Origin of the sequence: Gardnerella sp. KA00127 (assembly GCF_049244125.1) — a bacterium.
Classification (GTDB): domain Bacteria; phylum Actinomycetota; class Actinomycetes; order Actinomycetales; family Bifidobacteriaceae; genus Bifidobacterium; species Bifidobacterium swidsinskii.
In genome coordinates, this window is sequence record NZ_CP058377.1 from 1,213,907 (window position 1) to 1,228,624 (window position 14,718).

The 14,718-nt window shown below is 41.3% G+C and carries 16 protein-coding genes; all 16 read right to left on the reverse strand.

The genetic code is table 11. The features are described 5' to 3' along the window. Window positions 1-25 precede the first annotated feature (25 nt). Window positions 26-2,833: a phage tail spike protein gene (locus HXT48_RS04790; protein ID WP_421793199.1), complete on the reverse strand. Its 2,808-nt coding sequence runs from the start codon at window positions 2,831-2,833 to the stop codon at window positions 26-28. 12 nt (window positions 2,834-2,845) lie between these two features. Then, a complete protein-coding gene (locus HXT48_RS04795; RefSeq protein WP_421793000.1) occupies window positions 2,846-3,499 on the reverse strand; it encodes a hypothetical protein in 654 nt (217 codons plus the stop codon). Window positions 3,500-3,510: 11 nt separating this feature from the next. Beyond that, complete coding sequence (locus HXT48_RS04800) at window positions 3,511-6,078, reverse strand: hypothetical protein (RefSeq protein ID WP_004117054.1); 2,568 nt, start codon at window positions 6,076-6,078, stop codon at window positions 3,511-3,513. Between the two features lie 92 nt (window positions 6,079-6,170). Next, window positions 6,171-6,527 (reverse strand): hypothetical protein, encoded by a 357-nt coding sequence (locus HXT48_RS04805; RefSeq protein ID WP_421793001.1) that lies wholly within the window; start codon window positions 6,525-6,527, stop codon window positions 6,171-6,173. A 231-nt stretch (window positions 6,528-6,758) separates the two neighbouring features. Continuing rightward, window positions 6,759-7,124 (reverse strand): hypothetical protein, encoded by a 366-nt coding sequence (locus tag HXT48_RS04810; protein WP_004117064.1) that lies wholly within the window; start codon window positions 7,122-7,124, stop codon window positions 6,759-6,761. A 17-nt stretch (window positions 7,125-7,141) separates the two neighbouring features. Next, window positions 7,142-7,714, reverse strand: a complete 573-nt coding sequence (locus HXT48_RS04815) for a major tail protein (protein WP_014554473.1) — start codon at window positions 7,712-7,714, stop codon at window positions 7,142-7,144. Next, the gene (locus HXT48_RS04820) at window positions 7,698-8,036 is read right to left on the reverse strand and encodes a hypothetical protein (protein WP_421777188.1); all 339 of its coding nucleotides are present in this window, start codon (window positions 8,034-8,036) and stop codon (window positions 7,698-7,700) included. The genes HXT48_RS04815 and HXT48_RS04820 overlap by 17 nt, the downstream gene beginning before the upstream one ends. Next, the gene (locus HXT48_RS04825; RefSeq protein WP_004104983.1) at window positions 8,029-8,409 is read right to left on the reverse strand and encodes an HK97 gp10 family phage protein; all 381 of its coding nucleotides are present in this window, start codon (window positions 8,407-8,409) and stop codon (window positions 8,029-8,031) included. The genes HXT48_RS04820 and HXT48_RS04825 overlap by 8 nt, the downstream gene beginning before the upstream one ends. Beyond that, window positions 8,406-8,738, reverse strand: a complete 333-nt coding sequence (locus HXT48_RS04830; RefSeq protein WP_415682662.1) for a phage head closure protein — start codon at window positions 8,736-8,738, stop codon at window positions 8,406-8,408. Before HXT48_RS04830 ends, HXT48_RS04825 begins: the two co-directional genes overlap by 4 nt. Next, the gene (locus HXT48_RS04835; RefSeq protein WP_415682663.1) at window positions 8,739-9,017 is read right to left on the reverse strand and encodes a head-tail connector protein; all 279 of its coding nucleotides are present in this window, start codon (window positions 9,015-9,017) and stop codon (window positions 8,739-8,741) included. It lies immediately after the preceding gene. 19 nt (window positions 9,018-9,036) lie between these two features. Continuing rightward, a complete protein-coding gene (locus HXT48_RS04840; protein WP_415707615.1) occupies window positions 9,037-10,221 on the reverse strand; it encodes a phage major capsid protein in 1,185 nt (394 codons plus the stop codon). Between the two features lie 2 nt (window positions 10,222-10,223). After that, window positions 10,224-10,958, reverse strand: coding sequence for a head maturation protease, ClpP-related (locus HXT48_RS04845; protein ID WP_421793201.1), 735 nt, complete (start codon window positions 10,956-10,958; stop codon window positions 10,224-10,226). Next, window positions 10,915-12,204, reverse strand: coding sequence for a phage portal protein (locus HXT48_RS04850; protein WP_415704842.1), 1,290 nt, complete (start codon window positions 12,202-12,204; stop codon window positions 10,915-10,917). The genes HXT48_RS04845 and HXT48_RS04850 overlap by 44 nt, the downstream gene beginning before the upstream one ends. A gap of 11 nt (window positions 12,205-12,215) precedes the next feature. Then, window positions 12,216-13,808: a terminase large subunit gene (locus HXT48_RS04855; RefSeq protein WP_421793002.1), complete on the reverse strand. Its 1,593-nt coding sequence runs from the start codon at window positions 13,806-13,808 to the stop codon at window positions 12,216-12,218. Window positions 13,809-13,939: 131 nt separating this feature from the next. Next, window positions 13,940-14,164, reverse strand: a complete 225-nt coding sequence (locus HXT48_RS04860; RefSeq protein ID WP_065189402.1) for a DUF7678 domain-containing protein — start codon at window positions 14,162-14,164, stop codon at window positions 13,940-13,942. Between the two features lie 148 nt (window positions 14,165-14,312). Then, the gene (locus HXT48_RS04865; RefSeq protein ID WP_065189401.1) at window positions 14,313-14,597 is read right to left on the reverse strand and encodes a transcriptional regulator; all 285 of its coding nucleotides are present in this window, start codon (window positions 14,595-14,597) and stop codon (window positions 14,313-14,315) included. Between the last annotated feature and the right edge of the window lie 121 nt (window positions 14,598-14,718).

The following is a 14,718-nucleotide window of genomic DNA, read 5'->3' on the forward strand; positions in this document are numbered from 1 at the left end:
TCCACCAACGTTCACTTCCGCGTTTTTAATAGTATTTAACTTTCATGAGTATCCCGTTTTTAAACACCATGTGAGCGTTAGAACCCCATTTTGAAGCTTTCCCATCCTGGTTCATTTCAATAATCTGCACATAGTTAATATCCGCGTCTACTCCTGCACCGTCTTGCCAAACAGGATCTATAATCTTGTTACCATGCATGTAAAAGTTGCATCCAGCGTGAATACCATACTCTTTATAAATGCTTTGCGAACGTGAAAAACACAGCATAGTAGCGTATGTTTCTTCATCAGCTGATTTACGCTGCGCGAAAGCCATATACTTTCCGTCGTTAGTAAGATGAAAAACTAGACCCTTGTGAGAATTATCTTCTTCCCACTCGCCGGTTCCAACATAGCCAATATACACGCCGTTACGGTAGAAGTTGTTCCCATTTTTATCAAAAACAGCTCTTTTATGATCCTCATCAACTTCACCATCGTAAAGTTCTATCTGCCCGGGTGTTATTTGCACGTATTTACTCGAATGGTTAAACCCGAGAAGGAAACTGTTATAGTTTTGCTGCATGAAACTACCAAAATCACCTTTTTTAACCATTGAAGATATGGAATCTTCTACTATGGTTAGTTTAGAAATAGCCTTATCAGCCGTGGATTTAGCAGCCTCAATGTCTTTATCTTTAACTCTGATCCAAGCGAACGTTCTAAAACTACTTATACTGTCAGCGGAAACGTAATGCCATAGTTTGCTTGTTCCACCTTTATACGGGTGTTCAGACTCAGGATAATTTTCACCTTCAACCTCAATAATGTTAATATCTTCAGGCAGTTTAGACACGTATCCTGAAATTTCTCCTGAATACTCTTTTTTAATGCTATCAATCTTAAAACCATAATTGTCAAACGGAGACCAGTTAGTTCTAAAATGTAGCCAAAACTCACTTGATGGAACAAACACTGTTGCGCCAGAAATTTTTTCACCAGTTAAACCAGGTATAGCGTAAATTTTATCCTCATACTTGTAAAAAATGTCTACAAAATCGTCAAAAGCTGATTCCGTGTGCGACTTCTCATTAAATTTTACGGCTAAACTTTCCTGCTTAACAATAAGCCTGTAAGCGTAGCCGGTTGACGTGTCGTAGAAAAAATCACCAACATGCTGCATTTTTTCACTATCAGTCAGCCACAAGCTCATAGGAGCGTTAAACTGGCTTGGAGTATACGAGCCGTAATAGTTACCGTTTTTCTGTTTAAGACTATGGTTAACGCTTTCAACACCAGCCTCAATCTTACCGTCTGTAACATTCAGTTTCGTGTTGATTTCACTTATCGTGTAATAGTTTTCAAGCCTCCTACCAGTGTCTTTTATAGCCTCGTTTTTTGCTTTACTAATCTGCTTTTCTACCTGCGAAGTGTAAGAAACTGAAAGTTTTTCCGCGTCAATCGAATGTCCGATAATCCTGTCACCATACACCATGCCGTCAAGAGTCATCGCAGTACTGTAAGGGCCTGAAAAACCGTTATGGCTTCCAGCAATACCATTCATGTTAACCTGTAAAACTTTCGTAGCAGTGTTCTTATCAGGCGTATCCATGTAAAGGTCACGAACCCACATGCCTTTACTATCGTATTCGCTTATCTTATAGCCGCTTTGAGAATTACCCATTTGCGCTTTAATATTATCGATCGCAGCTTTAACACGCTCGTTGTCTATTTTTCTAGCTTCAACCGCTTCTTCTTTTAACGTTTGAACAGCATGCGACACGTTTTGCACATACCCTTTAGAAATCCTGCTCGCAAGCACGATTCTCATTTCGCTTGGTTTTTGAATCGGTATAGTCTGTTTTACTACAGGAAACACTCGGTCCATGCCAAATTGTGGAGCGAGACAACGAACCCTATCCCCACACTCAATCGTCGCATAATGTAAACCTAACTCGGATAAGTCAACCGCGCTAAGGCTTATTTCTACCCTTTCAAACTGGTTATCCTGTAACCATTTAACAGCTTTACGCATAAGATTAGTTGGGACTGTCACATTATTAAAATTAATAACTTTACAAACCCAGCCGAATGTTTTTTGCGCTTCACGAGATACTATATAGTTTTTCCCATTGTTTATTGAAGTAATATCAACATGCTTTTTAAGAACCTCGTTTTCACTATTCTCGTTTTCCAACTCTTTGCCGAGAGGAATAACCGCTGTAGTAACATCCTCTGCTGAAAGGTTTTCCGCGTATTCAAGCAGGTTTAAACCGAAACTAATATGCTGGCTTGTAGCTTTACCCATTTCCTCCAAACGTAGGTAATCTAAGTAAAGTTTCCCGTCTTCTTTTCTAAGACGCAAATATCCTCCAAGCTTTTCAACCATTTTACCCATAATCGCTTCAAGCGTGGTTTCAAAATTAGTAAACCTGTAGAGCGAATCATTCGAGTCAGATACTGTGACGAAACCAATTCTTATTTTCTTATAATCATCTACCTGACTGTTATGAGCTTGTAAAAGTTTTTCTAAAAGCTGGTAGGAACTCTGATCATGATATTCTTTCTGAGGTTGAATACTATCCGCTAAGTAAGTTAACAACCCTACGCAAGTTACTTTCTTACTACCATACAAGTCTTTTACTTGCTCTCTAACCTCGCCGAAGAAAATCTCCTCATCGTCACGCCACACGCTTACTATTGATTTCCGGTTTTTAATAAGCTCATAGCAAGGGTTTTGACTCGGGCAAGTAAACGTTAACGTTCCCGCAGTGTTAAGCTCCAAGTTTAACGTAATATCATCAAGTACTGCTTTATCATCATTCGGATAGTAAATCGTATTATCGTCAAGCATGATCCTGTACACTCACAACCACCCCCTTTTATAGGAAATATTTACCATCCCGTTTCCAACGAATGTTAAGCGCATGCTTATTTTTGAACGAAGCTGTGGGAAACGGTTAACGCCTGTTTTAATCTCATAGTTTTTACCATTAGAATCCAGTAGCATACTGTTAGATGACAGGTTGTTAAATTCTGGAATCAGTGTCATGTCAAAATCGTGAACGAGTGTTATTTCACGCTTATCATCTACTTGCATACCCCATATTGTGTGAACCCCATCCGAATCATCTACACTATACTTATATGGCTGCAGCTTATAGTTGAGTGTGAGAGTTGAATAGTTTTTATCCGATTTAAAATCACTAACCCACATTCGACCCTGATAGTAGAACAATGGTTCATCATCAAGAGACAGTTTCACACTCTTGCCGTGGATTAACGTTTTAACACTATGGCATGTTTCACTCCACTTGTTTTTGTTTGCGACAATGAATTCAAAACAGCCTTCACGCATCTCGTATAACACTTCACCGGCAAGACTTTCACTAATATCAATACTTTCCTGCCTGCCTGGTATTTGCAAATACTCTAATTTGGGTTCTGGAAGTTGAATTCGTGGACGGCTTGTAGCAACCAGCCCTAGATCGTTAAAACTATGCAACCCGTTTATTAGCATCCCATACACTTTTACCACCCCCTTGCTTTTCTTGTTTGAAGCTTAAAAAGCTCACTGTCCATCCTGTGCGCGATACCACCCACTAGTTCGCCAGTGTCGAGCACAATACTCTGGTTGGAAAACTGTGGGAAATACGCGTCCATAATCGCTAGAATCTGGTTCATAACACTAAGCATTTGCGTGTTCGCTCCCGCGCTCATATTCTGCAAAGTATCAAGCCCCATAATCACTTCCGGACCTTTTTCACCGCCGCCAAGCATACGCCCGTTTTTCTCACCGAAAATAGTCGCCCCGTTTAACAGCATTGGCTTGTTCATTGCTTTCTTATACCAGTCGATAGCAAGATACGGTACAGACGGTGGCGTAAGAGAGAATTGTCCTTTAATACTAAAATGCGGCAGTTTAATATGAGGAAGACTAAGTTTTATGCCAGAGAAAAACCCTGTTATAGCGTCGATTACTGCTTTAACCTTGTTTTTCGCAGCTTCAATCGGAGTGATGATAGCGTTTTTAATACCATTCCAAACTGACACAACCGTGTTTTTAATACCGTTAAACACAGACTTAACCATGTTTGCTACTGAATTAAACACTGTTGAAATGCTTGTTTTAATACCGTTTACCACGCTCATGATCGCAGTTTTAATACCATTCCAAACACTTGTTGCCGTGTTTTTAATACCGTTTAAAACGTTAGTGAAAAACGATACGATACCATTCCAAACATTCATGAAAAAGTTTTTCACACTCGACCACAGTTTGTTCCAACTAGTGCCAAAGAAAGACAAAAACACGTTAAAAACGTTTTTTAACGTGTTAAATACCGTTATGAACGTGTTTTTAACCGCGTTCCAAACAGCGGTAAAAATTTCTTTTACACCATTCCAAAGCTGAGACCAGTTACCGGTAAACAAGCCTATAAAAACGTCTAAAACGCCTGTGATTAAATCAAGAACGGTTTTGAAACTAGTAAAACTTAAATTTAAAGCGCCTTCAAACAGTGGAGCTAGAATAGCACACAAACCATTCCACACTGTTTTAAGCCCTTCAACAATACTCGTGAAATCAATACCAAGGCTTGACAGTTTTTCTTTAACACTATTAACAAAACCGGTGAAAGTTTCCTTGATTTTCTCCCAAACAGCAATAACACTGTTTCTAAACTCTTCGTTAGTGTTCCATAAGGTTACAAAAGCTGCTACCAGAACACCAATAACCGCAACAACCGCGAGTATTGGCGCGGATACTCCACCTAAAACAGCGCCTAACCCTTCAAGAATACTAGAGCCGGAAGTAAAACTTGCGAACATTTTACCTATAAACAAAGCTAGTTTAGAAAACCCTTGTATAGCAACACCTATTTTAGAAATACACGTTCCAAGAACCACTAAAAAAGGGCCGACTGCCGCAGCAATCAGCCCAAGTGTCACTATAAGTTTTTGGCTTTCTGGAGAAAGCTGTTTAAATTTAGAAAGCCATGCTGATATTTTCTGCATTAATGGTGTTATGACGGGAAGTAAAACATTACCAATAGTCGCAGCAATATTCTGCAACTCTGTTTTTAGAATCTTCATAGAACCCGAAGCGCCCGCAGCTTCACGCCCAGCCTGCCCTTGAGCGTCAGCAGTCTGCTCCATAATAAGAGCCAAAGTAGCAGCCTGTTTCGCTTGCAAGCTCATCGCGCCTCTACCATCATGCAAACCCATGGCAAGAGCTTTAGCTTTAATAGTCGCCTCGTTAACACCCATACCATAATTGTCAAGCATCGCATTATTACCTTTAAGCGCGCCCGTTAAAGCAAGAACAGCAGACTCGGTTGTGCCACCAAACATAGCAGACAAGTCGCCTGCAAGAGCAACCAGCTTCTGACTCATCTCGGCTGCTTCAGCATCACTTTTCCCACCAATATTTTTCAACATCGCGCCCATAGTATTCGCATACTCTAAAGCTTGACCTTGAGCAATACCATAATAGGATTTCAAACTTCCTGACCATTTAAGCATCTTGTTAGCAGACTTACCGTAAATCTGCTCTGTAGCCCCCATAGCATCCTGTAAGTCTGCTGCAGCAGTAAAACCAGCAGTACCAATAGCAGCAATCGGCAGCGTAACTTTCGTGCTTAAACTTTGACCAAGAGATGACATACCATCTCCTAGTTTCTTTATCTTTTTACTCGTACTATCAAACTGGCTACTAAGCTTGGTTAAACTAACACTACCTACCTGTTTTAATTTTTCTTTTAAACTATCAAGATTATTTTCTGTCTCAACAATCTCACGCTGCAACGCATCATACTTGTCTTTACCAAGCTCCCCGTTTTCCAACTGTACTTTAGCCTGCTTATCCGCCTGTTTCAAAACGTTAAGCTTATTAGACGTTTCTTGGATTTCTTTCTGCAAAAAAGCCTGCTTTTGGCTTAAAAGCTGCGTGCTAGTCGGATCAAGTTTCAAAAGCCTATTAACATCACGAAGCGACTGCTCGGTTGAGCGAATAGTCGAATTCACCTGTTGTAAAGACTTATCTAAGCCTGTAGTATCCCCACCAATTTCAACAGTAATACCTTTAATCCTGTTTGCCATAACTTCACCTCCTTTTTCCATTAATTTAGGTATGAAAAAAGCACCTACAATTCAGCAGGTGCCTTATATCAACATCTTAATTAGTTAACTAATTAGTCTCTTTCAAAGAATCTGTACGCGTTCTTGAGGATGTCATGAGCTGTGTCATAGGAGCTTTCCCAAACATCTTTTTGACCATCATCCCATTCTCGTTGAAGATTCTTATCAATATGAATTCCTTCTTCGTCGTTATGGAAAGTGTATGTTTCTTCCTCATATACGCGATATGTGCCTTCAGAATCAAATGATTTATATGATGAACCATATGTTTTAGTTGCTCCATCAAATTTTTCTCTGTTTTCAACCAGATATTCTAAATCCTCAATTTCTTGATCCTTAAATTTACCATTCCCGAAATTGACATACTTACTTAATTTTTCTTTTCTTTCTTTCTTTTCTTTTTTATCCATTGCTAATGACCCTTTAATACATGTAAGAATATGACGGTATTCGTTTATAACTTTCGCAACCATTGTACCTCTAGAACCTATCAAATTCTGTTTGGCTTGCGAGCTTATCGTATTTCACACTATCGTTTGCTTTCTCCGTCCACATGTCTAAAATCATGCCGATGGTTAAAAGATCCAGTTCGCAAATACTAATCCCAATTTCGGTGCATCTAAGAAGAAACAACGCGGTTGTCATTTGCCGTGTTGTTGCTTTAAATTTTTTTTAGATTTTACTTCAGTTTCCAAGTTTGCTCCCCAAAGTTCTAGAATTTCAGGAAGAATCTCGTAGATAGAAAACATTTCAAACTCGTCAAGCCACTCATCAATACTTGCTGGAATACTATTATCCGCGTGATAAGCCATGATATAGGCTACGTTTTCAAAAATTTCAAGATCTGCTATTTCAAAAACACCCTCGTTGTTTTTGAAAGACTGCTCTAATTTTGATAGGTCTTTGAAAATATCACGCTTGAATTTAATACGATACAGTCTTGGAATAGTGGCGGAAGAACGAAACTTCACGTCTTTACCATTTACTTTTACTGTTTTTTCTAACACTTTTACCCCTTTAAAACTTATTTGATTTCCGTGTTAACTTGCGGAACGTACACGCTCTTATACCATTTCTCATAGGTTTCTTTTGAAGTAGTGTCACCACTCCTAGATTTCACTAAACCATCTTCTCTAGGATCAGCCGTGAGCGATAAAGTTTCCGTACCCGGTTCTATAGTGTCTTCCTTAGTTTCTGACTCGATAGACGGTCGTGTTGCTGAACAGTTATATAAAACGTGTCTGATCGCGTTCACGTCACCATCAAACTCAAACAGGAGCGCGAATTTTTCTGTTTCGCTAATCTTCGCGTTTTCTACCAGCACACCGTTTTTATCTAGTTCTTCTCGTAGTATTTCCGTTCTAAACCATTCAGGTATAAGAGCAATTTCCAAGTCGCCACTGTAACCGTTGTTCGCAGTCGACCTGAAGTAAACAATCCCGTCAGCGTAAAACGGTGAGGATTCACCCTCAGCCTCAAGGCTTATACTCACCGCTCCCGGAATAGGTTTAGGCTCATCGTAGGAGAAACCACTCGAATCTTTTTTAAGTTTTGCCGCGTACACGTTTTTAAGATTGTATTTAACCTTGTTTCCCATTTTCTGTTACCTCCATTTCAAAAATGTAGAGTGTTTCATAAAGCTGTTCCGACTCTATGAATGTTTCTGTTTTGTTATAAAAAATGCCGTGCCTGTCAAGCACGGCTTCAACTTGTTCTTCCAGCACGGGGTTCTTATAGTCTGCGTATAGTTCAATATGAACTTCGTTTGCTTTAAAATACGCTTTCCCGTCTGCAGAAAAATTACTGCTCGCAGGCGTAAGAAACAGGAGGAAAGGCGGATTAGGGGATTCTCCTTCAGCAAAATGGTGATATGCGAAAGGAAAACCTATCTCCCTCATAATGTTTAAAAGATTACCCATTTTTAACCGCCTCCTCTATTTCTTTTTCAAAACTTCGTACTGCTTTACTTTCAGCCTCAGCAATGTGTGCTCTTGCTTCCACGCGTCCGCCGCCTCGTTTAGCATGACCGTACTCTAACAAGTGTGTAAGCTGATACTTGTTTCTAGAATGCACTACGAGAACTAGTCTGCTGCCTGTTTCGTTTAATGTTTTAACCGCCCAACTTTTCGCATACGCTCCAGTTCGTTTAGGAGCTGTCATGTTAATTTCTTCTTTTGCTGTTTTACCAGCGTTTTTTACTGCTTCTTTTACTTTCCCGGTTGTAACTTTCGCGTAAGTTTTAAGCTCTCTAATAACTTCTTTAGAGAGGCTGCCAATACTTACTTTGCTCACTTTTTACACCTCTTACAGTGAAGTTTCAGGCTTTTCTTCCTGTAATTCATGTGGTCAACACCTAAAATCTCATAAACCGTATCACGGAAAATAATCCTGTAACCAAGCGATGAGACTACGGCTGTTTCTTTCGAATAGCGGATAGTAAAATCTATTTTTGACTCATCCCACACGTTTCCCGCCGAAGTCTGCTCCATTGGGCTTTCAGCACTCACCGTAGCGTAACACTCGTAATATTTACTCCACTTAATCTTATGGTTACCAATATCATCAATTTCAACACTGTTTTTAAGCAGCACAATACGCTCGTTTAATAAACTTATTCTCATTTAAAACCCCGTTTTTCTAACAGTAAAAAGCATCGAACGTAAAGTGAGAGTTAGCGTGTGATGGTCTGCTTCTTCCCGATGCTCATACAAGTAGCCTGTAGCGTATAAGACTGCGAGCCGATACTCGTCAAAGTTTTCACTAATCAAACTCCTATCGTTTTTACGAGCTACTCCCTGGCAGAGTTTTTCAGCAGAACGAATAAGGGTGTTGATAAGCTCATCATCTTCTCGACTATCCACCCTAAGATAGTTTTTTGCTTCCTCGACTGTAACTATCATCAACACCCCTCCTTAACTTTTAAGCTGCTACGCTTGTTTTAACAGGCAGAATCTGTACTGCTTCTTTAAGCACGAGTTTGCCGTCTACACGCTCTTTTGCAACGAAACCTATCATGCCGTTTCCAGCGAAAAGTTCGGTAAGCTCTTTAAACGAGCGTGAACCACGGTCGCCAATGTTGTAGTACGAGTAGTCTCCAAAAGCCACCATGTTTTCAGGCGCGTAAGCAGACGTGTATACCGGGTATCCGAGAATCCTGTTCGGCTCATCATCCTGGTATGAAGGCTGCCAAACGTACGCGCCATTATTGTCTTTAAGTTTTCGTATGCTCGCGACTGTTTTATCGTTCATAATAAAACTCGCGTTTTTACGGTATGGTCGCCTCAAAGCGTGAACAAGATCAATCAGATCATCAGTTTTAATACCGGTAGTTTCTTTAAGGAACGTGCCGCCGTCTTTCTTGTTGAAAATACCAGTCGGTTTTCCAACGCCATCCCCGTTAAGAAAAGCGTCTTCCTCCGCGTTAGCCAACGCCATGCCGAAGGATGTGAGAAGATGATTCTCGAGGTTAAACGCATTATCATACAAGAGTTCTTCAGTAACTTTTACCGCAATGTGAAGCTTATGAGCGTCAAGCAGGATTTGAGCAAACTTGGAATCACCAAAGTTAAGGCTTGCGCCTTCTTCAATCCAAGCCGCTGCAGGATCACTCATCGCAACATTAATCTTATGCTCTCCACTAGTGGTAATCGTGGTAGCAAGAGAGCGAATAATGTTTTCTTCTTTCAACGTTTCAATCAGACGATTATCGTATTCTTCCGGCACAAGATACCCGCCGTCAGTGTCCACGCCTTCCTGCAACACGTTATCGACTCGTTTAAAATTACTTCTAAGAGCTGTAAGCATCGCCTGCTTATACTCGTCACGCGCACGACCTTGTTTTTCAGAGTTCACACCTGTTTTCATAGGTTTTGCAACAATCGCCTCAGATGTTGGTTTTGAAAGCTCCTTATCCATTACTTCCATCTGCTCCAAGCGATCAATTTCCATACTGTAAGCTTTCACTTTCGCTTCCATCTCATCATAGGTTTTCGCGTCTTCTTCTGAAATAAGCCCGTCCTTGTCACGTTTAGACTCAAGGAAAGCTTTTGCACCCTGCCAGGCCTTGTTACGTTTCTCAACCATGTTTGAAATAGTGTTCATCATGTTTACCTCCAATTTTTGATTAAAAAAAGACGATCCATAAGATCGTCTGCACTAATATTGTTTGTTTCCTTACCGCTTATCCGGCAGGCTTTACATATTTTTTCCAATAACGTGTTTTGCACGCTTGCTTTCGAATACAATGTTGAAACCTGTGGTATGCCAATATCAGTGGTTTCACCTCTAGTTAAAACACCGTCCGCGAACCCGAGTTCTACCGCCTTGTTAGCATCCATCCACGTTTCCGAATCCATTAAATGCGACAGTTTCACACGGTTAAGCCCTGTTTTAATCTCGTAAGCGTTAATAATGGACTCTTTGACCTCATCAAGCATTGATATTGCTTTTTCCATTTCGTTTCTGTTGCCAAAAGCAACCGTCATAGGATTATGGATCATAAGCATTGACACCGGGCTCATATAAACCTTTGTCCCGGCCATCGCAATCACTGATGCAGCCGATGCTGCAATACCGTCAATTTTGACCGTCACACAACCCTTGTAATCCATGAGCATGTTATAGATTTGTGCCGCAGCCACACAATCGCCGCCAGGCGAGTTAATCCACACGGTAATATTCCCACTACCAGCGTTTAACTCGTCTTTAAAAAGTTGTGGTGTAATATCATCATCAAACCATGATTCTTCAGCAATCGTACCGTTAAGAAACAGTGTCCTCTCAAAAATCTCATTATTCTCACTGTTGACCGCCTGGTTTTTCCACTGCCAAAACTTCCTCATCACCTTTTTCCTCCTTTCCGCTACTGTTTGCGAACGCTCCTGCACGGTTAAGCGGGAGCATGTTACCGTTAATCAAATACAAGTCACCACCCTCACAGGCGGGAATCTTATCCAAGTTTTCTAACTGTCTAATATCGTTTGCGCTCATCCAACCGTTTTGACGAGCGGTAGCATAACCATTCATACGACTCTGATAGTCTCCTCGAAGAAGACCATCCACGTTAAACTTCACATAATAGGTTTCTTTCTCCTTATCAGTAAAAAGCCGTCTCGTAATAGACTGTTCAAAACGCGCCACCCAAGGATCAAGCGTGTATTTCACAAACTCCAGCGACTGCTGTTCAATATTAGAAAAACTCGATTTTTCCAAATCACCAACCATGTGTGGTGGGACTCTAAAAATACGAGCGATCTCGTTAATCTGAAACTTACGAGTTTCAAGAAACTGTGCTTCGTTAGGCGAAATAGAAATAGGCGTATACTTCATGCCTTCCTCTAAAATCGCTATCTTATGCGAGTTAGAACCCGAGAACCCCTTATTCCAACTATCCCTCATACCAGACGGATCTTTCACTGTTCCAGGGTATTCCAAGATGCCGCTTGGTGTAGCACCGTTAGCGAAAAACGATGCACCATACTCTTCCGTAGCTATCGCCATACCGATAGCGTTTTTTGCCATCGCAATAGGCGAATAGCCAACAAGACCGTCAAAACCAAGACCGGGAATATGAAGCACGTCAAAAGGTTTAAGTTTCACACTCGTTTCTTTACCCGCTAAAACATCACTATCATTTAACGTATACTCGTAAAAAATTTGGCCACTCTCATCCCGGTCAACTCTCATACGATCAGGCATTAAAGGGTATAAGCCTAAAACCTCGCCTTTACCGTTTCGAATAATCTGCGCGTAAGCATTACCCCATAACAGTAGATGCGTCATCAGTGTTTCTCTAAACACGAAGCTTGTCATTTCAAGATTCGGCTCATCATGAAGCACCTTATACAAAGGATGTTTAACCGCTTTAGCCGTACCCGTACTCGTCCGCTCATACACGTGAAGCGGCAGACTAGCCACCGCTTCAGACAAGATACGCACACACGAGTAGACAGCCGTCATCTGCATCGCCGAACGCTCATTCACCCTCTTACCCGAAGAAGACATGCCACTAATAAACCTTTGAGCATTCAAGTTAAAACGATTCTCAGGCTTATCTCTACTCTTAAAAATTTTACTAAAAATATTCATGACCCACCTCCTTACATGAATAGGATTCCTCGAGCGTCATACACGCTTTGAGTGTTCGCGTTACCGCATCTGATAGCACGGTCAAGTGCCATGATGGTTGCGATAGCACCATCAATTTTCTCGGTTGATTTTTCCTTATCTGCCTTAATGTTTCCTGCAGGATCTGTCCTAATAAATATGTTGTCCATGTTCCAGCGAAGCACCGGATGCCCAGAGTGTGCGATTTTCTGCTCGAGCACAAGCTTCATGAGCTCCTTGGTAGGCGGACTCATATCCTTGAATCCCTGTCCGAACGGGACCACGGTAAACCCCATGTTTTCAAGGTTTTGCACCATTTGCACCGCGCCCCAACGGTCGAAAGCAATCTCACGAATATTGAAACGTTCACCTAATGTTTCGATGAATTTTTCAATAAACCCGTAGTGAACAACGTTTCCTTCCGTAGTTTTAATAAACCCTTGTTTTTCCCACACGTCATACGGCACATGGTCCCGTTTCACACGCATATCCAAGGTTTCTTCAGGCACCCAAAAATATGGTAGGATACGAAACTTATCCGACTCATCTAAAGGCGGAAACACAAGCGAAAAAGCCGTAAGATCAGTGGTGCTTGAAAGGTCAAGACCCCCGTAGCAGACCCTGCCCTCGAGTTCTTCCTCATTCACCTGAAAACCGCAAGCATCCCACTTTTCCATCGGCATCCAACGAATAGACTGTTTCACCCACTGGTTAAGACGAAGCTGACGGAAAGCATTCTCTTCACCAGGATTTTGCCGAGCGGACTCGAAAGCAGCCTTAACTTTCTCCATTTGAACCGTAACCCCAAGAGAAGGATTAGCTTTCTTCCACACCTTCGGATCAGTCCAATCATCCGAATCTTTTGCACCATAAATCACTGGGTAAAAAGTTGGATCAATTTTCCTACCCTCGAGAATATCCACTGCTTTCTGATGAGTCTCATAGCAGATAGAATGCGTATCCGTACCGGCTGTGGTAATCAGAAAATACAGTGGCTGCATGCGAGCATCCCCGGAGCCTTTAGTCATCACGTCAAAAAGTTTACGGTTAGGCTGCGTGTGAAGCTCATCAAACACAACACCGTGAATGTTAAACCCGTGTTTAGAGTAAGCTTCAGCCGACAACACTTGGTAGAAACTGTTAGTTGGTAGGAAAATAATACGTTTTTGCGAAGCTAAAATTTTAACCCTACGATTAAGAGCCGGACACATTCTAACCATGTCCGCCGCCACATCAAACACGATCGTTGCCTGCTGACGGTCCGCCGCACAACCATAAACTTCCGCTCGCTCCTCATTATCCCCACAGCATAAAAGCAAGGCTACTGCCGCGGCAAGCTCACTTTTACCCATTTTCTTAGGTATCTCAATATAAGCAGTATTAAACTGACGGTAACCATTCGGTTTCACCACGCCAAACAAGTCCCTAATAATCTGCTCCTGCCAGTCAAGGAGCTTAAAAGGCTTACCAGCCCACGTGCCTTTCGTGTGTGTTAAACATTCGATAAAACTCACGGCATAATCCGCAAGCTCTTTACTATAGGTTGAATCTTCTTTTTTAAACTTAGTAACCTCGTATTTTTGCAACTTAAGCTCCTCCTTTCTTTAGGCATAAAAAAAGACGCTTACTTGCGTCCACATCATTTCTTATCTTTCCTACGAGAAACAGGGCCTTAAAAAGCCCTGCTGCTTTTAACTAAACTTAAAGTTTTTACTCTTTAGTTTCTTGCGTCAAGGATCATTTCTAAAGCCTCGTTTGCAAGCTTGCCTGTTGGCATAATATCCCAGCCTCTATCATAGTTTGCGATAACCTTGTTATTGTTTTTCAAAGTAAGCTTGGAAATTCGCCCCTGGTTAATCCCATATTCGCTTGGCTCTTCAAAAACCTTCATACTGTAGCTTACAACCTGATCTTCAACCCTAAGCGTATCTTGTTCCCACATGATTTTTCTCCTTTTTCTGTGTTTTTTGTTAGTACTATATATCACTCTAAAAGCACATAATAGCAAGCCGTAAACGAGAAAAAATCGCGGATAATTCCACGATTTTTCTCCAGCCTTCCAACCCTATGGCTGACTATCCCCCTTTCTTTTAGCTTCTTGCTTGTTGAATCGCTTGATAAGCTTTTTGAATATCCTTGTCCAAGGTTTCAGCATCCGCAAACAGTTCAAACTCCGTATCGTTTAGTTTTCCTCCGCTTACCTTCCAAAGCTCCTCGTGAGCTTTACTGGCGCAGGTTTTTGCTGTTTGTGCAATGTCGAGCATGCTGATAGCCGAACTAATTTTCCCTTCTTCAGCTTTTTTGATTGCGTTTAGCGCGTAGCGTCTGCATGTTTTAACTTCGTTTGTAAGGTTTTGTAAGATTTCTTTTTTCACAGGTTTTCTCCTTTGCGCACGTGTTTTTGCTGATACTATATATCACTCTAAAAGAGCGCAATAGCAAGCTTTTAAGCCAAGAAACACCGGGTATTTACACGTTTTTCCCCACCAGTTTTCG

What these genes read in the sequence shown, in the direction of transcription:
- HXT48_RS04790 (WP_421793199.1), bottom strand. Translation starts at nt 2,833, where the DNA reads ATGCTTGACGATAATACGATTTACTATCCGAATGATGATAAAGCAGTA.
- HXT48_RS04795 (WP_421793000.1), bottom strand. Translation starts at nt 3,499, where the DNA reads ATGCTAATAAACGGGTTGCATAGTTTTAACGATCTAGGGCTGGTTGCT.
- HXT48_RS04800 (WP_004117054.1), bottom strand. Translation starts at nt 6,078, where the DNA reads ATGGCAAACAGGATTAAAGGTATTACTGTTGAAATTGGTGGGGATACT.
- HXT48_RS04805 (WP_421793001.1), bottom strand. Translation starts at nt 6,527, where the DNA reads ATGGATAAAAAAGAAAAGAAAGAAAGAAAAGAAAAATTAAGTAAGTAT.
- HXT48_RS04815 (WP_014554473.1), bottom strand. Translation starts at nt 7,714, where the DNA reads ATGGGAAACAAGGTTAAATACAATCTTAAAAACGTGTACGCGGCAAAA.
- HXT48_RS04820 (WP_421777188.1), bottom strand. Translation starts at nt 8,036, where the DNA reads ATGGGTAATCTTTTAAACATTATGAGGGAGATAGGTTTTCCTTTCGCA.
- HXT48_RS04830 (WP_415682662.1), bottom strand. Translation starts at nt 8,738, where the DNA reads ATGAGAATAAGTTTATTAAACGAGCGTATTGTGCTGCTTAAAAACAGT.
- HXT48_RS04835 (WP_415682663.1), bottom strand. Translation starts at nt 9,017, where the DNA reads ATGATAGTTACAGTCGAGGAAGCAAAAAACTATCTTAGGGTGGATAGT.
- HXT48_RS04840 (WP_415707615.1), bottom strand. Translation starts at nt 10,221, where the DNA reads ATGATGAACACTATTTCAAACATGGTTGAGAAACGTAACAAGGCCTGG.
- HXT48_RS04845 (WP_421793201.1), bottom strand. Translation starts at nt 10,958, where the DNA reads ATGAGGAAGTTTTGGCAGTGGAAAAACCAGGCGGTCAACAGTGAGAAT.
- HXT48_RS04850 (WP_415704842.1), bottom strand. Translation starts at nt 12,204, where the DNA reads ATGAATATTTTTAGTAAAATTTTTAAGAGTAGAGATAAGCCTGAGAAT.
- HXT48_RS04860 (WP_065189402.1), bottom strand. Translation starts at nt 14,164, where the DNA reads ATGTGGGAACAAGATACGCTTAGGGTTGAAGATCAGGTTGTAAGCTAC.